Here is an 18,774-nt window from a genome sequence, read left to right as displayed (position 1 = left end):
TTTTGGCGAGAGCTCGAACGTTCAGATCTGTTGTTACTCCGCAAGCGCCTCAAGCTGCTGGCGTCGGTGCATGTCACGATACCAGCCGTCTTCTGCCATCAGCTGCTCGTGCGTTCCGGCCTGCACAATTCGCCCCCCGTCAAGGACGAGAATCCAATCGGCATGCTCAACCGCGCTTAAACGATGAGCGGCGATGATCGTCGTTTTTCCGCGCCGCTCCTGTTTGAGCGCCGCTAAAATCCGCACCTCGGTCTTCGCATCCACGGCCGACAACGCGTCATCAAAAATGAGCACTTCCGGGTCAATGAGAAGCGCCCGGGCGATTGACAGCCGCTGTTTTTGCCCACCGGATAGGGAAACGCCGCGCTCGCCGATGACCGTCTCATACCCGTCAGGAAACTGCAAAATGTCATCATGAATGTCGGCCAGCCGCGCCGCCCGGACGACCTCGTCCTCTCCGGCTTCCGGCTTGGCAAAGGCGATGTTGTCGCGGACAGAGGCAGAAAACAAGAAATGGTCTTGCGGCACGTAGCCGATCGCCGAACGGAGCGCGGAAAGCGTATAATCACGAATGTCGCGGCCGCCGAAGCGAATCTCGCCGTCATAGCCGTCAAACTCGCGCAGCAGCAAACGAAGCAACGTCGTTTTTCCCGCCCCGGTTTTGCCGACGACGCCAAGCGTCGCTCCACGCTTGAGCTGAAAACGAATGCCCCGAAGCGCCGGCTTTGTCTCTCCCGGATAGGCAAATTGATCAACGCGGTATTCAATATCCCCTTTCGGCGGGACATCTACGGCATCGGGGCGCTCGATGATTTCATCTTGTTCAGCCAACAGCGCCCGCACCCGGTCGTACGAAGCGCGCCCTCGCTCAACAATGTTAAACAGCCAGCCGAACGCCAACATCGGCCAAATGAGCAGGCCAAGGTAGGTCGTAAACGACACAAGCTCGCCGATCGTCAATTCGCCCGCCAAAACCATTTGGCTGCCAAACGCCACAGCGAGAAAAAACGACAGCCCAACAAGCAGCCCGATCGTCGGATCAAACAAGGCGTCAATTTTGGCGACGGCAACGTTTTTCGCCACGACGTCTTCCGATTGACGGCGAAACGCCTCGACATCGTGTTCCTCATAGCCGAACGCCTTGATGACGCGGATGCCGCTGACGCTTTCCTGCACCTTGTCGTTCAGCGACGAAAACGCCGCTTGCGCCGTTAAAAACCGACGATGGAGCATCGTCCCATAGCGGCTCGTCGCCGCCGCCATCACGGGCATCGGCAATAGGCTGATGAGCGTCAGCTTCCAGCTGATCGAAAACGCCATCGTTGCCAACACAAACCCGCCAAGCGTCACCGAGTCAACAAGCGTCAAAATGCCGCTTCCGGCCGTCTGCTGAATCGCTTGCAAATCGTTGGTCGCATGGGCCATTAAATCGCCGATCCGCTTCCGCTGGTAAAACGACGGCGACATGTTCGTAAAATGCTGATACAGCTCGTTGCGCAGCTGGCGGGCAAGCTTGACCGCCGAACCGAAAATGAAAATGCGCCAAGCGTAGCGGAGCCCGTAAAGCGCCGCCGCAACGGCGGCGAGGACGGCGATCCAGCGGATGAGCACTTCTTTTGTCATCGTGCCGTTTTTCATATGATCGACCAACAAGCCGATCACTTTCGGCGGGACTGTCTCCAAAAACGCCACGATGACAAGCACGAAAATGCCGGTGATATACGCCTTCTTTTCTTGACGGAAAAACCAAAACAAATCGCGAAACACGCGCATAAGGCCCGCCCTCCTTTCATTTGGCTGACGAACAATCGCCATATTATTGTAACAAAACTAGAAAAATTTTGAAAGAACATTTTGGCAAAATAAAAAGACACTCTCGATCGAGTGTCCGTTTCGCTTATTTCAGTTGATTGTTCATCATTTTCATCATCTGATTGATTTTCTTCTGGGATGGCGTCATTCCCATTTGCATCATCATCATGCGAATCATTTGTTCATTGATCGGCGGGTTTTTCTTCAAATAATTGATCATCGTTTTGCGGGCGACGAAAAATCCGATCGCCACCCCGGCGATGAGCGCCAGCACGCCAACGAGAATCGTACCCCACATAACAGCGATTTTCCTCCTTCTTGTTGTCTCCCTAACAGTGTACTAAACGATGCGTCATTAGACAATATTTCGCGACAAAAATCTTTTCATTACGCAAATTTTCTTCCTTGCCGAGGCGCAGACAGCCAGTAGTAATCGACAAAATCGGCGTCGACCGCCAAAAACGTCGGCGAAATCCGAGCGAGCGCCCGCCCGATGTCCGAGGCAAGCGGCGCGCTGTCAGCGACAAGAAGCAAGCGGCGCTTTTGCACGACAAGCAACGCTTCCTCGCCGGCGTCGTTTTGCAAAACAAACATATTGCGCTCCAAATTTTTGCCGACGCGGCCGGCAAAATATTGCTTTAAGCCAAGTTCCAGGCGCGAAAATGACAGCCGTTCGGTGATAAATTCGACTTGCTTGCGGCAAATCGCCTTCAGCGGCGCTTTCGCGTATTGATGCTCACGAAGCAGTTCGACAATTTTTTCTGCCCGATGGCGGTAATGCGACGCCACATCGTCATTCAACAAATAAATCCAATAGCGGACCATGCCCCATCCCCCATTTCTGTTCAATCTATTTTCTATTATAGAAAAGGAAAGGGGAAAAATATGTCTATTAACGGCAAGTTTTTTCACTAACATTGTCGATTTTTGTTTGCGATGGCCATGCGGCCGCAAACAGGCCAACAAACAAGCCTTTGCCCTCGATTCAACCCCGAAAATACTTGACCAAGGCGCAGCCATCTTTCACAAAAACAAGCTGCCCCTGCAACAACGCAAGGGCAGCTTTTCCGGTTACTTGCCGAGCAGCGCTTTTGTGCGGCGGACGACGTTGTCAACCGTAAAGCCATACTCGGCCATGATTTTCTCTCCCGGAGCGGAAGCACCGAATCGGTCGATGGCCAAAATGTCGCCCTCGGCGCCGACGTAGCGCTCCCAACCGAGCGACGCGCCCATTTCAATGGCGAGCCGCTTCGTCACGGCCGGCGGAAGCACTTCATCGCGGTACGATTTTGGCTGCGCTTCGAAGCGGTCCCACGATGGCATGCTGATGACGGAGACATGGATGCCCTCAGCGGCGAGCGCTTCTTGCGCTTTGACGGCCAGACCGACTTCCGAGCCAGTCGCCAACAACAGCGCCTCCGGAGCGCCGTTTTTCGCCGGTGAAACGACGTACGCACCTTTTTTCACGCCTTCATACGCCAACTCAGCTGTTGCCGCCAACGTCGGCACATCTTGACGCGTCAAGACGAGCGCAGTCGGCTTGTCCGTCGATTCGAGCGCCAGCCGCCATGCTGCCGCCGTTTCGTTTGCGTCAGCCGGACGGATGACCGACAAGTTCGGCATCGCCCGAAGCGAAGCGAGATGTTCGATCGGCTCGTGCGTCGGCCCGTCTTCGCCGACGGCGATGCTGTCGTGCGTCAAGACGTAGATGACCGGCAAGCCCATCAGCGCCGCCAAGCGGATCGCCGGACGCAAATAGTCAGAGAACACGAAGAACGTGCCGCCGAACACTTTCAACCCGCCGTGAAGCGCCATGCCGTTCAGCGCCGCCCCCATGGCAAACTCGCGCACGCCAAACCAAACGTTGCGCCCTTCGTAGCTGTCCGGCAAGAAGTTGCCGCCGCCTTTGATGAGCGTTTTATTCGAGCTTGCCAAGTCCGCCGAACCGCCAAACAATTGCGGCACCGCTTTGGCGATGGCGTTGATCACTTCCCCGGACGATGAGCGGGTTGCCAAGCTTTTGCCTGCTTCGTATACCGGCAAAGAAGCTTCCCATCCATCTGGAAGTTTGCCTTCGATCGCTCGCTTCAATTGGGCGGCCAGTTCCGGATGGGCCTGTTCATAGGCGGCGAGCTGCTCATTCCATTCCGCCTCTTTTTTCGCTCCCGGCTCTTGCACCGTCGCACGGAAGTGGGCGTACACTTCTTCTGGCACGTAAAAATCTTCCGCAAATGTCCAACGATACGCCTCTTTCGTCAACTTCGCCTCTTGGGCGCCGAGCGGAGCGCCGTGGACGCCGGACGTGCCCGCTTTATTTGGCGCGCCGTAGCCAATCGTCGTTTTTACTTCAATGAGCGTCGGCCGGCTGAGGTCCGCCCGCGCCTCCTCGAGCGCTTTGGCGATTTCTTCAATATTGTTGCCGTCCTCAACGCGCAAATATTGCCAGCCGTACGCTTGGAAACGTTGGGCGACGTTTTCCGAGAACGACAGGTTGAGCTCCCCGTCCAGCGAAATGTCGTTCGAGTCATACAGGACGATCAGACGGCCGAGCTTCAAGTGGCCGGCGAGTGACGCAGCTTCGCTCGCCACTCCTTCCATCAAATCGCCATCGCCGCAAATGGCGTACGTATAATGATTGATAATCTCAAACCCGTCGCGGTTGTATGTAGCGGCCAAATGCCGTTCCGCCATCGCCATGCCGACCGCCATCGCAATCCCTTGGCCGAGTGGGCCGGTCGTCGCTTCCACGCCCGGCGTATGGCCGTATTCCGGATGGCCCGGCGTTTTGCTTCCCCATTGACGGAATTGTTTCAAATCATCCATCGATACGTCGTAGCCGCTTAAATGAAGCAAGCTGTACAATAACATCGACCCGTGCCCGGCTGACAAGACAAACCGGTCGCGGTTGAACCAGTTTGGATTCGCCGGGTTATGATCCATAAATTTCGTCCAAAGCGTGTACGCCATCGGCGCCGCGCCCATCGGCATGCCCGGGTGCCCGGATTTCGCTTTTTCGATCGCGTCAATCGACAGCGTTCGAATCGTAGTAATCGCCAACTCCTCGATTGAATGCGCCATCGTCTTCCTCCCTTTCATCAACATGGTGTCATTTACTATCATATAGAAAATCGATCGGCTTGTACAACGTTATTTTCCGGGCCACCCCTCTTTCGACCGTTTAATGGAAGCGCCGCCGCTGGCTTTCCTTTAATTTTTTCGGCGTCACGTCGTTGCCGTTCGGGTCAATGACGGTCACTGTATGGAGCATATCGGTCATCGCCTTGCGGAACGCTTGAATGTACTCACGGCGCAGCTTCGCTTGCTCGAAGGCCTCTTCGGCCGACAAGCCGGCCGTTTTCGCTTTTTTCGCCAGTTCATTGATGCGGGCTAATTTATGTTTGGCAAGCATTGATCATCTTCTCCTATCTGCCATATTCTCACTCTGTTTTATCTTATCTGATCAACCGGGAAGATGGCAACGATGGCATCTTGGCTTCCTTTGCCCACTCGCCGCTTTAGGGTCAGGCGCAGTACACGATCAACGCCGCCTTTGTTGCTCGTCCATATATTCCTGGTAACGCCGATGGACGGTCGCCTTGGACGCCTCGTAGCCGAAGCTTCGCATCGTCGCGGCGATATCGGCAAACGTCAGTCCGCGCTCGCGCAAGCGGACGATCTCCTCAACCGGCAGATCGATTCGATCGCGCCCGGCGTTTTCGCCCCGGCGCCTTAGGTTCCGCTCCGGTCGGTAGCCGCTGGCGATGGCTCGCTGCATGCCACGCTTAATTTTGGCGTTATGTATTTTTCTTTGGTACTCCTCGACAATAGCGATGATGGATAACACCATCTCATCGGCCTCCGACAGCGGCATCTCCCCGCGGTGGCTGGCGCTGTATATTTTCACCCCTTGCTTTTTCAAGCAATGCAGCAACGCCATGCGCGCATGGCCGCGCCCAAGCCGCGTTTCGTCTTGAATGAGCAGCACATCGACCTCGCCTTCCTCGCAAAGCGAAAGCAGCTCCAACACGCCGTCGCGGTCGGCTTCATAACCGCTCGCCTGCTCGGCGATCACTTTAACGACTTCAAATCCACACTCGGCCGCCAGCTGCTCGAGCTCATCTCGTTGCCTCGCGAGCGACGTTTCCTGTTCAGCTTTGTCCGTGCTGACTCGGCAGTAAATGACCGCCCTCATGGCCAATCCCTTCTTTCCATCACTGATTGACGGCCACCGAGCCGCCCTGCTTTGATTTTAACACAGGAATGACAATTTGTTCACCGGCGGCAAGACGCGGGCTCGGCAAATGGTTGACATCGACGACCCAGCGGATGAACTCATCAGGCGGCATATGGTGTTCCTGTTCGTACTGTTTTGCCAGCCCCCAAAGCGTATCTCCGGGAGCGACCGTGATCGTCACGTATTCTTTTTTATCGACCGGGCTGCTGGCGTAAACGAACCCTGCCAACACGAGCGCAAACAAAAATGAAAACAGAAAGTAATGCAGCAACGTTTTCCCCATTCTCCCCACCCTTTCTAGAATGTTTGTTCGCTTTCCTTCATTATAGTCAAGAACATTTGTTTGTGTCAATAAAAAACTCGAACTTATGTTTGTTTTTTCGTCTTCCGCATGGTATAATGAAGGCAAATGATGTGGCGAGAGGTGTGAAACAATGACGAAACTGTCAAAACGACAACAGCAAATTTTAGAGTTTATTAAACAGGAAGTAAAAACAAAAGGCTATCCTCCGTCGGTGCGGGAAATTGGGGAAGCGGTTGGACTGGCGTCAAGTTCGACGGTCCACGGGCATCTCGCGCGCCTAGAAAGCAAAGGGTACATCCGCCGCGACCCGACAAAGCCGCGCGCCATTGAAATTTTGGACAACGATATGGCCAAGGAGAGAGAAAAAGAGGAGATCATCTCGGTGCCGATCATCGGCAAGGTGACGGCCGGCCAACCGATTACAGCGGTGGAAAACATCGAAGGCTACTTTCCGCTGCCGAAGCGGCTCGCCGCCGGCGAGGAGCAGCTGTTTATGCTTGAAGTGATGGGCGACAGCATGATCGAAGCCGGCATTCTCGACGGCGACTACGTCATCGTCCGCCAGCAGTCATCGGCCAACAACGGCGACATCGTCGTAGCCATGACGGAAGACAACGAGGCGACGGTGAAGCGGTTTTTCAAGGAAAAAGACCACATCCGCCTGCAGCCGGAAAACGCCCATCTTGAGCCGATCATCGTCCGCGACTGCACGATTCTCGGCAAAGTGATCGGCGTCTATCGCCTGTTCGACTGACTCGTGCCGGCCTGCGCCCATAAAAAAGCTGCCCTGAAAAAAACGGGGCAGCTTTTTTATGAATCAGTAGAGTTCCATATATTGGTCCAATTCCCATTGATGAACCGTTGTCCGATACATATCCCACTCAATTTCTTTCGCTTCGACGAAATGCTCGAATAAATGTTTGCCGAGCGCGTGAATCATCACTTCATCGGACTTCAAGTTTTCCAACGCTTCATGCAGCGTTGCCGGCAAATCGACAATGCCTTCTTCGAGCCGTTCTTCTTTCGTCATGACGTAAATGTTTCGATCCACTGGCGCCGGAGGAGTGAGCTTGTTGCGAATGCCGTCAAGCCCAGCGGCTAAAAGCACCGCCATGGCCAAGTATGGGTTGGCCGACGGGTCAACGCTGCGCACCTCAATGCGCGTGCTCATGCCGCGCGAAGCTGGAATGCGGATGAGCGGGCTGCGGTTGCGCGCCGACCAAGCGACGTAGCACGGCGCTTCATAGCCTGGAACAAGCCGCTTGTACGAGTTGACGGTCGGGTTCGTCACCGCCGTAAAGTTCGGCGCATGCTTCAGCACACCGGCGATAAACTGCCGCGCCGTATCGCTCAACTGCAAGTCGCCGTTCGGATCGAAAAAGGCGTTTTCACCGTTGCGGAACAGCGACAGGTTGCAATGCATTCCTGAACCGTTAATCCCAAAAATCGGCTTCGGCATAAAGGTCGCATGCAATCCATGTTTGCGGGCGATCGTTTTGACGACGAGCTTAAACGTTTGAATGTCGTCGCACGCTTTAATCGCATGGGCGTATTTAAAATCGATCTCATGCTGGCCCGGGGCGACTTCATGATGGGACGCTTCGATTTCAAACCCCATTTCCTCAAGCTCGAGCACAATGTCGCGCCGGCAGTTTTCCCCAAGATCGGTCGGCGCCAAATCGAAATAGCCGCCGCGATCGTTCAGCTCCATCGTCGGGTGTCCTTTTTCGTCAAGCTTGAAAAGGAAGAATTCAGGCTCAGCTCCTAAGTTAAAGGCGTTGAAGCCAAGCGCCTCCATCTCTTTCAGCATCCGCTTCAAGTTATAGCGCGGACAGCCTTCAAACGGCGTGCCGTCCGGGTTGTAAATGTCGCAGATAAAGCGGGCGACTTTTCCTTTTTCTGAAGTCCACGGGAAAATGACGAACGTATCCAAGTCCGGATACAAATACATATCCGACTCTTCGATGCGGACAAATCCTTCGATCGACGACCCGTCAAACATAATTTTGTTGTTAAGCGCTTTCTCCAGCTGGCTGATCGGAATTTCGACGTTTTTGATCGTGCCCAAAATATCGGTGAATTGCAGGCGGATGTACTTGACATTTTCCTCTTTGACGATGTGTAGAATGTCGTCACGCGTATATTTTGCCATGTCCAAACTCCTCCCCGGCTCGGAAATCATTTTCCGTCATTAATGAAAGAAGCGAGCGAGATCTCCTTGGCGAAGCGATGCGCGCTGGAACCGCCCGGCCTGCAGCAATTCATTCCGCAAAATTTCGCGCAGTTCTTCGTCCGACAGCTTCGGTTTTCCTACTTTTTCGGCTTTCTCCGCCTGCTGGTGGCGTCCTTCCTCCCGCGCGGCAAAAATTTGCTTAATGCCCGCCAAGTTGACGCCTTGGTCGATCAAATCTTTAATTTCCAGCAAGCGGTCAATGTCATTGAGCGAAAACAGCCTCCGGTTGCCTTCGGTGCGCGCTGGCGAAACGAGGCCGTGCTCTTCATAATAGCGGATTTGCCGAGCCGACAAGTCGGTCAGCTGCATCACGATCCCAATCGGAAACAATGGCATGGAACGACGAATTTGGCTGCTCATGCCAATTCCTCCTCGCTTTTGATACCTTTATTTTACCATAATGTTAGGAAATGAGTCAATGAAACGTGACGTTTCCTCACAAACAAATCAACCGCTGTTCAAGCAAACGCTGAATGGCGGAACAGACGGCGATTTTCACATGCGAATACGTCAATCCGCCTTGCACATACGCGACATACGGGGGGCGCAACGGCCCGTCGGCCGTCAACTCAATGCTTGCCCCTTGGACGAACGTGCCGGCGGCCATGATCACTTTGTCTTCATAGCCGGGCATGTCGCTCGGATACGGAGTGAAATGAGCGTTGACCGGGGAGGAAGCCTGAATCGCTTGGCAAAACGCCACCATTTGTTCCGGATCGTCAAAACGGACGGACTGAACCAAATCCGTGCGCTTCGCCTTCCACGATGGCGAGGTTTTTAGTCCGATCCGCTCGAGCATCGCCGCTGTAAAAACCGCCCCCTTGAGCGCCTGGCCCACGGTGTGCGGCGCAAGGAAAAAGCCTTGATACATATCCGGCAAGCTGTAAAGCGACGGACCGACTTCCGCTCCAATGCCCGGCGAGGTCATCCGATAGGCGCACGCCTCCACATATTCCCGCTTGCCGACAATGTAACCGCCCGTTTTCGCCAAGCCCCCTCCCGGGTTTTTAATGAGCGAGCCGGCCATCAAATCGGCGCCGACATGGCATGGCTCTTTCTCCTCGACGAATTCTCCGTAGCAATTGTCGACAAACACGACGACATCCGGTTTGATCGACTTGACGAATGCAATCATGTCGCCGATCTCTTCGACAGTAAACGACGGCCGGTCTGCATAGCCGCGCGAACGTTGAATGCCGATCATTTTCGTCCGCTCATGGATCGCTTCGCGAACGGCCGGAAAATCGACCATCCCTTCTGCTGTGAGCGGCACGCTGCGATAACGAATGCCAAACTCTTTCAGCGAGCCGACGCCGCGGCCGCGGACGCCGACGATTTCCTCAAGCGTATCGTACGGAGCGCCCGTGATGTAAAGCAATTCATCGCCCGGGCGCAACACGCCAAACAGCGCGATCGCAATCGCGTGCGTGCCGGAAATGATTTGCGGGCGCACAAGCCCCGCTTCCGCTCCAAACACATCAGCGAAAATGCGATCGAGCGTATCGCGGCCCGCATCGTCATACCCATAACCGGTTGACGGGATGAAGTGGGCGTCGCTCACTTGATGGCGACGGAAGCTCTCAAGCACGCGGTATTGGTTGACGTCGACCAGTTCATCGATGCGGCGGTGAATCGGCGCGATTTGTGCTTCGATTTCCTCGATGAGAAGAGCGATGGTTTCTCCGTGTCTCCATTGTGTCCAAAACATAGATGAACCCTTTCTACCGTTGGAATGATTGCAGCTCCCCATACAAGGGGTGCGTCGGCAGCACGTACCCTTGGCAGTCGTACGTGCCTCCCTGTTCATTATAATGCCATTCGTGCAAAATGGTGTCCGATTTTAACCGAGCGAGCAATTTTCCTTCACCGCTTGGGATCGACACGTCGTAACGGGTCATTTGCTGTTTCACCGCCTCTTCAAGAAAATAGCGGAGCCGGTCAATGTCGGCGGCGGAAAGCGCGCTGATCATGATGGAAGCAGTCGTTGTCGGAATGAATTCCGACGCTTTTTGATCGCTTTTATTGTACACCGTGACCATCGGAATGGAAGAAGCCCCTAATTCAGCGAGCAGCCGCGACACCGTTCGCTCGTGCGCAACGTAATCCGGATGAGACGAATCGACGACGTGAAGCAATAGATCGGCTTCCGTCACTTCCTCGAGCGTCGAGCGGAACGCGGCGACAAGCGTCGTCGGCAAGTCTTGAATGAACCCGACCGTATCGGTGACAAGCACCGTGTAGCCGCATGGCAAGACACATTTGCGCGTCAACGGGTCGAGCGTGGCAAACAACAAGTTTTCTTCCAACGAATCGGCGGCGGTCAGCCGATTGAAAATCGTTGATTTGCCGGCGTTCGTATAGCCGACGAGCGCCACTTGAAACGCTTGGTTTTTTTGCCGGCGCTCGCGGTACCTCCCTCGATGCTCAGCAATGCGCACAAGCTCAGCTTTAATGTCGTCAATGCGGCGGCGAATATGGCGGCGGTCGGTCTCGAGCTTCGTCTCCCCCGGGCCGCGCGTGCCGATGCCGCCGCCCAAGCGGGATAGCGCCTCTCCTTGACCGCTAAGGCGCGGCAACATATACTCCAGCTGGGCGAGCTCGACTTGCAGCTTTCCTTCTTTTGAGCGGGCGCGCCTTGCAAAAATGTCTAAAATGAGCTGCGTCCGGTCAATCACTTTCACCTCGCCAAGCATTTTCGTCAAATTGCGCGCTTGGCTTGGAGAGAGCTCGCTGTTGAAAATAACCACGTCCGGTTCCAGATGCTTGACTATGGCGGCGAGCTCTTCCGTTTTCCCTTTGCCGATATACGTCGCCGGGTGCGGCGCTTCACGTTTTTGCGTCACCTCTGCCACAACCTCGCCGTTCGCCGTCGCAACGAGCGAAGCGAGCTCCTCCATCGAATAGCGAAACCGTTCATCATCGACACCAGCGAGCTGGCAGCCGACAAGGATCGCTTGTTCACGGCTCATGGCATCCCCCTTCCTTTCCCTCGCGGCGAACATGTTCTCTACGTTCATGATACCAAATCCCACCGTCGGTCTGCTAGTTCGTTCCAAAAAAACGATTGATTTTCCGCCGCTTTTGCCCCTACAATGATACAAGAACACCGCACGGAAAGGAACAGCACGAATGACGTGGGAAGTATTGAGCATCATCGGCACGATCGCCTTTGCCATTAGCGGGGCGATCGTCGCGATGGAAGAGGAGTACGATTTGCTTGGGGTGTACATTTTAGGGATTGTCACCGCTTTTGGCGGCGGGGCGGTGCGCAATTTGCTGATCGGGGTTCCCGTGTCGGCGTTATGGGGACAGCAGCCGCTCTTTCTTGTCGCTTTGGCGGCCATGACAGTTGTGTATTTGTTCCCAAAGCAAATGCTGCCGCCGTGGAAGCGGTGGGGCAACTTTTTTGACGCCCTTGGGTTGTCCGCGTTCGCCATTCAAGGAGCGCTGTACGCGGCAAACATGGGGCATCCATTAAGCGCGGTCATCGTCGCCGCGGTGTTGACCGGAAGCGGCGGCGGCATTATCCGTGACGTGTTGGCGGGAAGAAAGCCGCTCGTGTTGCGCGCAGAAATTTATGCCGCCTGGGCCATTCTCGCCGGCCTCGCCGTTGGGCTGAAATGGGCCGAATCGCCCATGGAGCTGTATGTGTTGTTTATTGTCGTCGCCGCCCTCCGCATTTTGTCTTACACATACGGTTGGAAGCTGCCGCGGCGGGCGGTTGGAGAAAAAGCGGGCGAGCAATGATAAAACGGCAAAAACAACATCTACTCATTGATTCGTACGAAAAGATAGACGGCTCCTCGCTTTTATATAGATGCAATTTAAAGCTTTACTATTTTTCTTTTTTACCGGTCATTTCATCCGACTGTCGAGTGACCGAACAACGCGGCTTCCAGACCCATGAATGGGTCTTGGGAAGCGAGTCGTTGTTCGGTCTCCCATCACGCCTTAGCGTGACGGAGGCAAGCCTGTCGCTTGCCCTTGACAGTCGAAAAATCGATAAGTGGCTTTTCTATCCAAGATATGTTAAACGTTTTGGTTGCATCTATTAGTTTGCTGACGCTTTCCTTTACGCGCTTTGCTCGCTTCGCACCGCCACGGCCACGCCGGCAACAATGAGCGCCCCGCCGAGCCAAAACGAGGCGGCGAGCTCCTCATGCAACAGAAGCCAGCCAAAGAACGAGCCGACGAGCGGCTGGAAAAAGAAAAAGAGCGAGCCGATGCCGGCGTCGATCATTTCCATCCCTTTGTTCCAAAGAAAAAATGCTCCCGCTGTCGATACAACACCAAGATACAACACTCCAAGGGCGACGGGAACGCTCCAATGGCTCGCGGCAAGCCCCGGCCCTTCGGTGAGCATCATCGGCGTCATGCCGATAAACGCAGTGAAAATAGCGTACGTGGTGATCGAAAGCACGGACAGGCGGGCCGAAGCGATTTTCACAAGCACCGACAACAGCGCCCAAGTGATCGCCGCACCAACTAAAGCCATATTTCCGGCAAGCGTCGATTCCCCGCCGCCTCCAAGTCCGACGATGACGATCACCCCGGATGTCGCCAACAGGAGTGCACTTGTCTTTCGCCATGTGAGCGCCTCACCAAGCAGCCAGCGGGCAAACAAGACGACAAATGCCGGCGTCGAGGCGGTGATGAGCGAAGCGGTATGGGCGTTCGACCATTTCGTGCCGACAAACTGCAACGAAATGGAAACGACGTAGCCGATGATTCCGATTGCGATGACCATCCCCCAGTCGCGCCCGCTCTTTGGAGGACGCTCACGTTTCACCGCGGCGATGGCACCGAGCACAATCAAGGCGACGGCGTAGCGCATCCAGACGAGCGTCAACGCCGGTATGTAGTCCAACACGTATTTGCTCACGACGTACATCCCGCCCCAAATGCCAGCGGCAAGGGATAAATAGAAGGAAGCGAGAACGGTTTGCTTCATGACATCGATCCCCTTTGCTTTCTTCTTTCTGCTGCTGACACCAAAAGCGAAGCCGTTATTTCCAGAGATGGCAACCAAACAAGGCTGTTCTCCATCAGCTAGACATCGCTTTCTTCCGGAGGAAACACGGGGGCGAGCGAAACCGTCAAATCCGGTTGCCAAAAAGAAACCAACTCATCGCTTGTTCAATGTCGCGATACGTGTAAAACGGCTTCTCCTTCTGCACTGTGCTTGCGCTCCTCCTTTCACTTGCTTTTCTTTCATCTTATCACATTGTTCCAGCTCCATCGCATATTTTTATTTTCAAAGAGAAAACAGCGGCCGCCACCGCTGTCGAGTGTGTGTCAAACAAATGTTTTTTCCACGCGTTGCTCTTACTCCCGCTCGATGATCGTGGCCGTCGCCATCCCGTGGCCGATGCAAATCGTCAATAGCCCATAGCGACCGCCGCGCCGTTCAAGTTCATGAACAAGCGACGTCATGAGCTTCGCACCGGTGGCGCCGAGCGGATGGCCAAGCGCAATGGCGCCGCCGTTGACATTCACCTTCTCAAGCGGAGCGCCGATTTCTTTTTGCCAGGCGAGCACGACCGGGGCGAACGCTTCGTTGATTTCAATGAGGTCGATGTCATCGATCGAGAGGCTGGCTTTTTTCAGCACTTGCCTCGTCGCCGGAATGACGCCATCGAGCATATACGTCGGGTCGGAGCCGACGACCGTTTGCGCGACAATGCGCGCTTTCGGCTTCAGTCCGAACCGCCTCGCCGCCTCCCGTTCCATCAAAAGCACAGCGGCCGCCCCGTCGCTCATTTGGCTCGCATTGCCAGCGGTGATGAGGCCGTCTTCTTGAAACACCGGCTTGAGCGCGGCGAGCGCTTCCGGCGATGTATCGGCCCGCGGCCCTTCGTCAAGGGCGACGAGGATCTCGCGCCCGTCGCGGTCAAGCCCTTTCACCGGGACGATTTCCGCGCGAAACTTCCCTTCGCGCAAGGCCGCCAAGGCGCGTTGATGGCTTTCGTACGCGTAGGCGTCAAGCTCCTCGCGCGTTAGGCCGTATTTTTTGGCGATCCGCTCAGCCGAGACGCCCTGGTGGATGAATTCGTATTTTTCATGAAGCGACGGCGGAATCGTCTGCTCGTTGCCATCGCTTAAAATCGGCACTTTCGTCATGCTTTCGACCCCGGCGGCGATCGTGACATCCATATCGCCGGAGCGGATTTCCTGGGCGGCGAAATGAATCGCCTGCTGCCCCGAGCCGCACATTCGGTTGATTTGCACTGCCGGCACTTCGATCGGGAATCCGGCCTCAAGCGCCGCCAGCCGGCCGATGTTGTACCCTTGTTCGGCGACCGGCGTCACGCAGCCCATGACGATGTCTTCCACCGCCCCTTTGTCCATGCCGGCCCGGCGCACGACTTCATCGAGCACCACCGCGGCCAAATGGACCGGATGAACGTCCCGGAAGACGCCGTTCCGCTTGCCGACCGGCGTCCTGACCGCTTCGACAATGACCGCTTCACGCACCATTTTCTCCTCCTTGTTGTTTTTGTCATCACCATGCCTTGACGGTGCAAACCGCACCTTTTATCCAATGGCGCCCGCCGGCCGATAAGCCGCGGGCGCTGCCAAATTGGCACTTTCTGTTCTCATTGCTCTTCCTGTGAAGAGGCACTTGTTCATTTTGTATACGTGTAAAACCCTTTCCCCGTCTTCCGCCCTAAATACCCGGCTTCAACGAGCTTGCGCAAAAGCTGCGGCGCCCGGAACCGGTCGCCGTATGCTTCCGTCATGTTTTCACTCACAAACAGGAGCGTATCAAGCCCGACCATGTCGGCGAGCTCAAAGGGTCCCATCGGATAATTGAGGCCAAGCCGCACCGCTTTGTCGATATCCTCAGCGGAAGCAACTCCTTCTTCGTACATGCGGATGCATTCAATCATATGGGCGGCAAGCGCCCGTGTCGTCACAAACCCTTGCCGGTCTTTCACGACGACCGTTTCTTTGCCAAGCTCCACAGACAGCCGACGGATGGCGTCGACTGTGTCGTCGGAAGTCGTCTCACCTTTCACAATTTCGATCAACTTCATCACTGGCGCCGGATTGAACCAATGCATGCCGATGACGTTCTCCGGCCGGTTGGTCGCGGCGGCAAGCGCCGTGACGCTCAGCTCGGATGTGTTGGTCGCCAAAATGGCGTCCGGCTTCGCCAGTTGATCAAGCTGCTGAAACACGTCTTTTTTCAGCGCCAAGTTTTCCGGCACGGCTTCGATGACGACATCCGCCCCGCGCACCGCTTCGGCCAAATCGACGGTCGAGCGGATGCGCCCGAGCGCCGCTCGCGCTTCCGGCTCGGACAGCCCGCCGGTTTTGACAAAGCGGCGCAAGCTTTTTTCCGCCGAAGCGAGCCCATTTTGCAAGGCCGCTTCGGACACGTCATATAAATACACCGTTTTTCCCGCCATCGCCGCCGTTTGCGCGATGCCGCTTCCCATCACCCCAGCGCCGATGACCGCAATCGTTTCTGCCACGGTGTCCGCCTCCTTTACTCCTTCGTCGCATCGGCATAGCGCGCTGCCATCTCATCGCGCAGTTTCCGCTTCAAAAACTTGCCGACGCTCGTTTTCGGAATTTCATCGAGAAACACAATGTCATCCGGCAGCCACCATTTTGTAAATTGCGGGCGCAAAAAGTCGTACAGCTCTTCTTTTGTCACGCTTTTGCCTTCTTTCAGCACGACGCAGGCAATCGGGCGCTCTTGCCATTTCGGATGCGGCACAGCGACGACCGCCGCTTCGAACACCGCCTCATGGGCCATGAGCGCATTCTCCAAATCAACCGATGAAATCCATTCGCCGCCGCTTTTAATGACATCCTTCGTCCGGTCGACAATTTTCACAAACCCTTCTTCGTCCACGGTGACGACATCGCCGGTATGGAGCCAGCCATCGCGAAATGCTTCGTTCGTTCTCTCATCGTTGTAATACTCGGCGGCAATCCACGGACCGCGCAAGCAAAGCTCGCCCATTTCCTGCCCGTCCCAACGAACCGGCCCGTTTTGGCCGATCACTTTCATCTCAAGCCCTGGAGCAAGCAGCCCTTGCTTGGCGCGAATGTCCAGTTTCTCCTCGTACGACAGCCCGTCTTGATAGCTTTTTGGGCGTGAGACAAGCACAAGCGGGCTCGTTTCCGTCATGCCGTACGCGTGAATGAACGGAATGCCGTATTTTTCTTCAAACGCACGGATGATCCCTTTCGGCGCGGCTGAACCGCCGCAAATGACGCGCGTTAAGCTGCTGACGTCATAGTTTCCTTTCTCCAACTCTTGCAACAGCCCGAGCCAAATCGTCGGCACGCCGGCGGTGATCGTCACCCGTTCGGCGTCAATCAGCTCGGCAAGCACTTTCGGCGTAAACGCCGGGCCCGGCATAACGATCGTCGAACCGAACCAAGTGGCGGCAAACGGCAGCCCCCACGCGTTGACATGGAACATCGGTACGACCGGCATGACGACATCGCGCTCGCACAGCCCTTGCGTATCAGCCAGCCCGAGCGCCATCGCATGCAGAACGGTGCTCCGGTGCGTATACACAACCCCTTTTGGATTTCCCGTTGTCGCCGACGTATAGCACATGCCAGCCGGTTGGTATTCATCGAGGTCTTTCAAGAACGGAAATGTTGGATCGCCCTCGGCAAGCAGTTTCTCGTAATGGTACACTGGCGACAACGTTGTTTCCGGCAGCTCGTCGGCATCGGTCATGACGATGAAAGCGCGTACATTCGGGATCTCGTCCTTGATCGCTTCAATTGCCGGCAGCAAATCATCATCGATCAGCAGCACACGGTCATCGGCATGGTTGATGATGTAAGAGATATGCTGCGGCGAGAGGCGGATGTTGATCGTATGGAGCACCGCCCCGATGCCGGGAATGGCAAAATACGCTTCCAAATGGCGGTGATGATTCCAAGCGAACGTGCCAACGCGGTCGCCGACTTCAACCCCGAGCCGCTTCAACACGCTTGACAGCCTGCGCGTCCGCTCGCCGATCTCCTTGTATGTATGGCGGACGACGCCTCCTTTCATGCGCGAAACGACTTGTTTTTTCGGGAAAAACAACTCCGCCCGCTCAAGCATCATGGAAATGTTTAACGGTGTTTTCATCATCGGTCATTTCTCCCCCTTTACCAAATGCGCATGTTCATTGACTTTAGGCGGCTCCCCGCCGCCCCATTGGCCGTCCGGCCCATGTGCGGCCGTCCACACGCCGCCCGGCTGCAGCCGAACGAGATGGCGGAGCCGGCTGTCAGCAAACAGCGCCTTCGCCTCACCCGTCTCCAGCACCGGGGCAAGGCAGACGTCGACCGCTTCGGCGAACGCGCTCCACTCATCCAATGTCTTTTCACGGAACAAGGCGGCGAGCTCGTCATATACGGCTTCCCCCGATCGCGCCGGCGCCCATTGCGCCTCCGTCCATTCCGGATGGCCGACCGCCTCGCAAAACCGCCGCCAAAAGTGCGGCTCGAGCGCCGCTAAACTCATATAACGGCCGTCTTTTGTCTCATACAGCTGGTAGCACACCACCTCCCCAGACAACTCGGAAAGACCGGTCTTCGGCCCACCGCCGTGTTCAATGGCAAAATGGCCAGCCATCATCGCTGCCAAGCCATCGACAAGCGAAACATCAAGATGGGCGCCTTTGCCGGTTCGCTCGCGTGCAAAGAGGGCAGCCAAAATGCGCTCGGCCGCCGCCATGCCGCCGATAAAATCGGCAAGCGTGATCTTCGGATGAACCGGGCGGCCGCGTTCATCGGCCAGCTGCGCAAGCAAGCCGGAGAGCGCCATATAGTTTAAATCATGGCTGCCAAGCAATGAGCGGCCGCTCTGTTGACCGAAGCCGCTAATCGAGCAATAGATGATTTGTTCGTTCATGCGGCATATATCGTCATAACCGAGCCCAAGCCGCGCCATCACCCCGGGGCGGAAGCTTTCGATCACTACATCGGCGCGGGCAGCGAGCCGCCGGGCTTGCTCGCGACCCGCGTCCGTTTTTAAATCCAACCCGATGCTTTTTTTGCCGGCGTTATAGGCGGCAAACAACCGGCCCTCGGCGAACGGGCGCAGCCGATCGCCGGATGGGGGCTCAATTTTGATGACTTCCGCTCCGAGCTGGGCGAGCCGCCAGCTGGCAAACGGGCCCGGCAAGTAATGGGAAAAATCAACGACTACAATGCCATGAAGCATAT

At 55.8% G+C, this 18,774-nt stretch carries 18 protein-coding genes; 2 read left to right on the top strand and 16 right to left on the bottom strand.

Features of this window, described 5'->3' with window-relative positions; genetic code table 11:
- Positions 1-33: 33 nt before the first annotated feature.
- The 7 genes from GYMC52_RS06440 to yneA all read right to left on the bottom strand — a co-directional run bounded on the left by GYMC52_RS06440 (position 34) and on the right by yneA (position 6,329).
- Positions 34-1,773, bottom strand: a complete 1,740-nt coding sequence (locus GYMC52_RS06440) for an ABC transporter transmembrane domain-containing protein (RefSeq protein ID WP_013523459.1) — start codon at positions 1,771-1,773, stop codon at positions 34-36.
- Positions 1,774-1,897: 124 nt separating this feature from the next.
- Positions 1,898-2,110, bottom strand: coding sequence for a YneF family protein (locus GYMC52_RS06435; RefSeq protein WP_011230833.1), 213 nt, complete (start codon positions 2,108-2,110; stop codon positions 1,898-1,900).
- A gap of 89 nt (positions 2,111-2,199) precedes the next feature.
- A complete protein-coding gene (gene sirA / locus GYMC52_RS06430; RefSeq protein ID WP_013523458.1) occupies positions 2,200-2,637 on the bottom strand; it encodes a sporulation inhibitor of replication protein SirA in 438 nt (145 codons plus the stop codon).
- Between the two features lie 246 nt (positions 2,638-2,883).
- Positions 2,884-4,890: a transketolase gene (gene tkt, locus GYMC52_RS06425; RefSeq protein ID WP_013523457.1), complete on the bottom strand. Its 2,007-nt coding sequence runs from the start codon at positions 4,888-4,890 to the stop codon at positions 2,884-2,886.
- 100 nt (positions 4,891-4,990) lie between these two features.
- Positions 4,991-5,221 (bottom strand): DUF896 domain-containing protein, encoded by a 231-nt coding sequence (locus GYMC52_RS06420; protein WP_013145682.1) that lies wholly within the window; start codon positions 5,219-5,221, stop codon positions 4,991-4,993.
- A gap of 129 nt (positions 5,222-5,350) precedes the next feature.
- Positions 5,351-6,004, bottom strand: coding sequence for a YneB family resolvase-like protein (locus GYMC52_RS06415; RefSeq protein WP_013523456.1), 654 nt, complete (start codon positions 6,002-6,004; stop codon positions 5,351-5,353).
- A gap of 19 nt (positions 6,005-6,023) precedes the next feature.
- Positions 6,024-6,329 (bottom strand): cell division suppressor protein YneA, encoded by a 306-nt coding sequence (yneA, locus tag GYMC52_RS06410; protein ID WP_013523455.1) that lies wholly within the window; start codon positions 6,327-6,329, stop codon positions 6,024-6,026.
- A gap of 151 nt (positions 6,330-6,480) precedes the next feature.
- On the opposite strand from yneA, the gene lexA reads away from it, so the two are divergent.
- The gene (lexA, locus tag GYMC52_RS06405; protein ID WP_011230827.1) at positions 6,481-7,104 is read left to right on the top strand and encodes a transcriptional repressor LexA; all 624 of its coding nucleotides are present in this window, start codon (positions 6,481-6,483) and stop codon (positions 7,102-7,104) included.
- A gap of 63 nt (positions 7,105-7,167) precedes the next feature.
- On the opposite strand, the gene glnA is transcribed toward lexA, so the two are convergent.
- The 4 genes from glnA to hflX form a co-directional block, all read right to left on the bottom strand.
- The gene (gene glnA / locus GYMC52_RS06400; protein WP_013145685.1) at positions 7,168-8,502 is read right to left on the bottom strand and encodes a type I glutamate--ammonia ligase; all 1,335 of its coding nucleotides are present in this window, start codon (positions 8,500-8,502) and stop codon (positions 7,168-7,170) included.
- A gap of 39 nt (positions 8,503-8,541) precedes the next feature.
- Complete coding sequence (locus GYMC52_RS06395) at positions 8,542-8,943, bottom strand: MerR family transcriptional regulator (RefSeq protein WP_013523454.1); 402 nt, start codon at positions 8,941-8,943, stop codon at positions 8,542-8,544.
- Positions 8,944-9,019: 76 nt separating this feature from the next.
- A complete protein-coding gene (locus GYMC52_RS06390) occupies positions 9,020-10,291 on the bottom strand; it encodes an aminotransferase class I/II-fold pyridoxal phosphate-dependent enzyme (RefSeq protein ID WP_011230824.1) in 1,272 nt (423 codons plus the stop codon).
- A 13-nt stretch (positions 10,292-10,304) separates the two neighbouring features.
- The gene (gene hflX, locus GYMC52_RS06385; RefSeq protein ID WP_013523453.1) at positions 10,305-11,552 is read right to left on the bottom strand and encodes a GTPase HflX; all 1,248 of its coding nucleotides are present in this window, start codon (positions 11,550-11,552) and stop codon (positions 10,305-10,307) included.
- 160 nt (positions 11,553-11,712) lie between these two features.
- Between hflX and GYMC52_RS06380 the strand changes: the two genes are divergently transcribed.
- Positions 11,713-12,330, top strand: a complete 618-nt coding sequence (locus GYMC52_RS06380; RefSeq protein ID WP_013523452.1) for a trimeric intracellular cation channel family protein — start codon at positions 11,713-11,715, stop codon at positions 12,328-12,330.
- Between the two features lie 325 nt (positions 12,331-12,655).
- Here GYMC52_RS06380 and GYMC52_RS06375 read toward each other — a convergent pair whose 3' ends face one another.
- From GYMC52_RS06375 to GYMC52_RS06355, 5 genes are all read right to left on the bottom strand, one after another.
- Positions 12,656-13,534 carry a DMT family transporter gene (locus tag GYMC52_RS06375; protein WP_013523450.1) on the bottom strand — a complete coding sequence of 293 codons (879 nt, stop codon included), beginning with the start codon at positions 13,532-13,534 and terminating at the stop codon, positions 12,656-12,658.
- Positions 13,535-13,908: 374 nt separating this feature from the next.
- On the bottom strand, positions 13,909-15,060 hold the full coding sequence (locus GYMC52_RS06370; protein ID WP_013523449.1) for a thiolase family protein: 1,152 nt from the start codon (positions 15,058-15,060) through the stop codon (positions 13,909-13,911).
- 149 nt (positions 15,061-15,209) lie between these two features.
- On the bottom strand, positions 15,210-16,061 hold the full coding sequence (locus GYMC52_RS06365) for a 3-hydroxyacyl-CoA dehydrogenase family protein (RefSeq protein ID WP_013523448.1): 852 nt from the start codon (positions 16,059-16,061) through the stop codon (positions 15,210-15,212).
- Positions 16,062-16,075: 14 nt separating this feature from the next.
- The gene (locus GYMC52_RS06360) at positions 16,076-17,695 is read right to left on the bottom strand and encodes a long-chain fatty acid--CoA ligase (protein ID WP_013523447.1); all 1,620 of its coding nucleotides are present in this window, start codon (positions 17,693-17,695) and stop codon (positions 16,076-16,078) included.
- A gap of 3 nt (positions 17,696-17,698) precedes the next feature.
- The gene (locus GYMC52_RS06355) at positions 17,699-18,772 is read right to left on the bottom strand and encodes a CaiB/BaiF CoA transferase family protein (protein WP_013523446.1); all 1,074 of its coding nucleotides are present in this window, start codon (positions 18,770-18,772) and stop codon (positions 17,699-17,701) included.
- Positions 18,773-18,774 lie beyond the last annotated feature (2 nt).

The sequence above is a fragment of the Geobacillus sp. Y412MC52 genome, assembly GCF_000174795.2.
GTDB classification, from domain to species: Bacteria; Bacillota; Bacilli; order Bacillales; family Anoxybacillaceae; genus Geobacillus; species Geobacillus thermoleovorans.
This window is presented reverse-complemented; position numbering and strand designations above follow the sequence as displayed.

What these genes read in the sequence shown, in the direction of transcription:
- tkt (WP_013523457.1), bottom strand. Translation starts at nt 4,890, where the DNA reads ATGGCGCATTCAATCGAGGAGTTGGCGATTACTACGATTCGAACGCTG.
- GYMC52_RS06375 (WP_013523450.1), bottom strand. Translation starts at nt 13,534, where the DNA reads ATGAAGCAAACCGTTCTCGCTTCCTTCTATTTATCCCTTGCCGCTGGC.
- yneA (WP_013523455.1), bottom strand. Translation starts at nt 6,329, where the DNA reads ATGGGGAAAACGTTGCTGCATTACTTTCTGTTTTCATTTTTGTTTGCG.
- GYMC52_RS06370 (WP_013523449.1), bottom strand. Translation starts at nt 15,060, where the DNA reads ATGGTGCGTGAAGCGGTCATTGTCGAAGCGGTCAGGACGCCGGTCGGC.
- glnA (WP_013145685.1), bottom strand. Translation starts at nt 8,502, where the DNA reads ATGGCAAAATATACGCGTGACGACATTCTACACATCGTCAAAGAGGAA.
- GYMC52_RS06360 (WP_013523447.1), bottom strand. Translation starts at nt 17,695, where the DNA reads ATGATGAAAACACCGTTAAACATTTCCATGATGCTTGAGCGGGCGGAG.
- GYMC52_RS06390 (WP_011230824.1), bottom strand. Translation starts at nt 10,291, where the DNA reads ATGTTTTGGACACAATGGAGACACGGAGAAACCATCGCTCTTCTCATC.
- hflX (WP_013523453.1), bottom strand. Translation starts at nt 11,552, where the DNA reads ATGAGCCGTGAACAAGCGATCCTTGTCGGCTGCCAGCTCGCTGGTGTC.
- GYMC52_RS06435 (WP_011230833.1), bottom strand. Translation starts at nt 2,110, where the DNA reads ATGTGGGGTACGATTCTCGTTGGCGTGCTGGCGCTCATCGCCGGGGTG.
- GYMC52_RS06355 (WP_013523446.1), bottom strand. Translation starts at nt 18,772, where the DNA reads ATGCTTCATGGCATTGTAGTCGTTGATTTTTCCCATTACTTGCCGGGC.
- GYMC52_RS06395 (WP_013523454.1), bottom strand. Translation starts at nt 8,943, where the DNA reads ATGAGCAGCCAAATTCGTCGTTCCATGCCATTGTTTCCGATTGGGATC.
- GYMC52_RS06380 (WP_013523452.1), top strand. Translation starts at nt 11,713, where the DNA reads ATGACGTGGGAAGTATTGAGCATCATCGGCACGATCGCCTTTGCCATT.
- sirA (WP_013523458.1), bottom strand. Translation starts at nt 2,637, where the DNA reads ATGGTCCGCTATTGGATTTATTTGTTGAATGACGATGTGGCGTCGCAT.
- GYMC52_RS06440 (WP_013523459.1), bottom strand. Translation starts at nt 1,773, where the DNA reads ATGCGCGTGTTTCGCGATTTGTTTTGGTTTTTCCGTCAAGAAAAGAAG.
- lexA (WP_011230827.1), top strand. Translation starts at nt 6,481, where the DNA reads ATGACGAAACTGTCAAAACGACAACAGCAAATTTTAGAGTTTATTAAA.
- GYMC52_RS06420 (WP_013145682.1), bottom strand. Translation starts at nt 5,221, where the DNA reads ATGCTTGCCAAACATAAATTAGCCCGCATCAATGAACTGGCGAAAAAA.
- GYMC52_RS06415 (WP_013523456.1), bottom strand. Translation starts at nt 6,004, where the DNA reads ATGAGGGCGGTCATTTACTGCCGAGTCAGCACGGACAAAGCTGAACAG.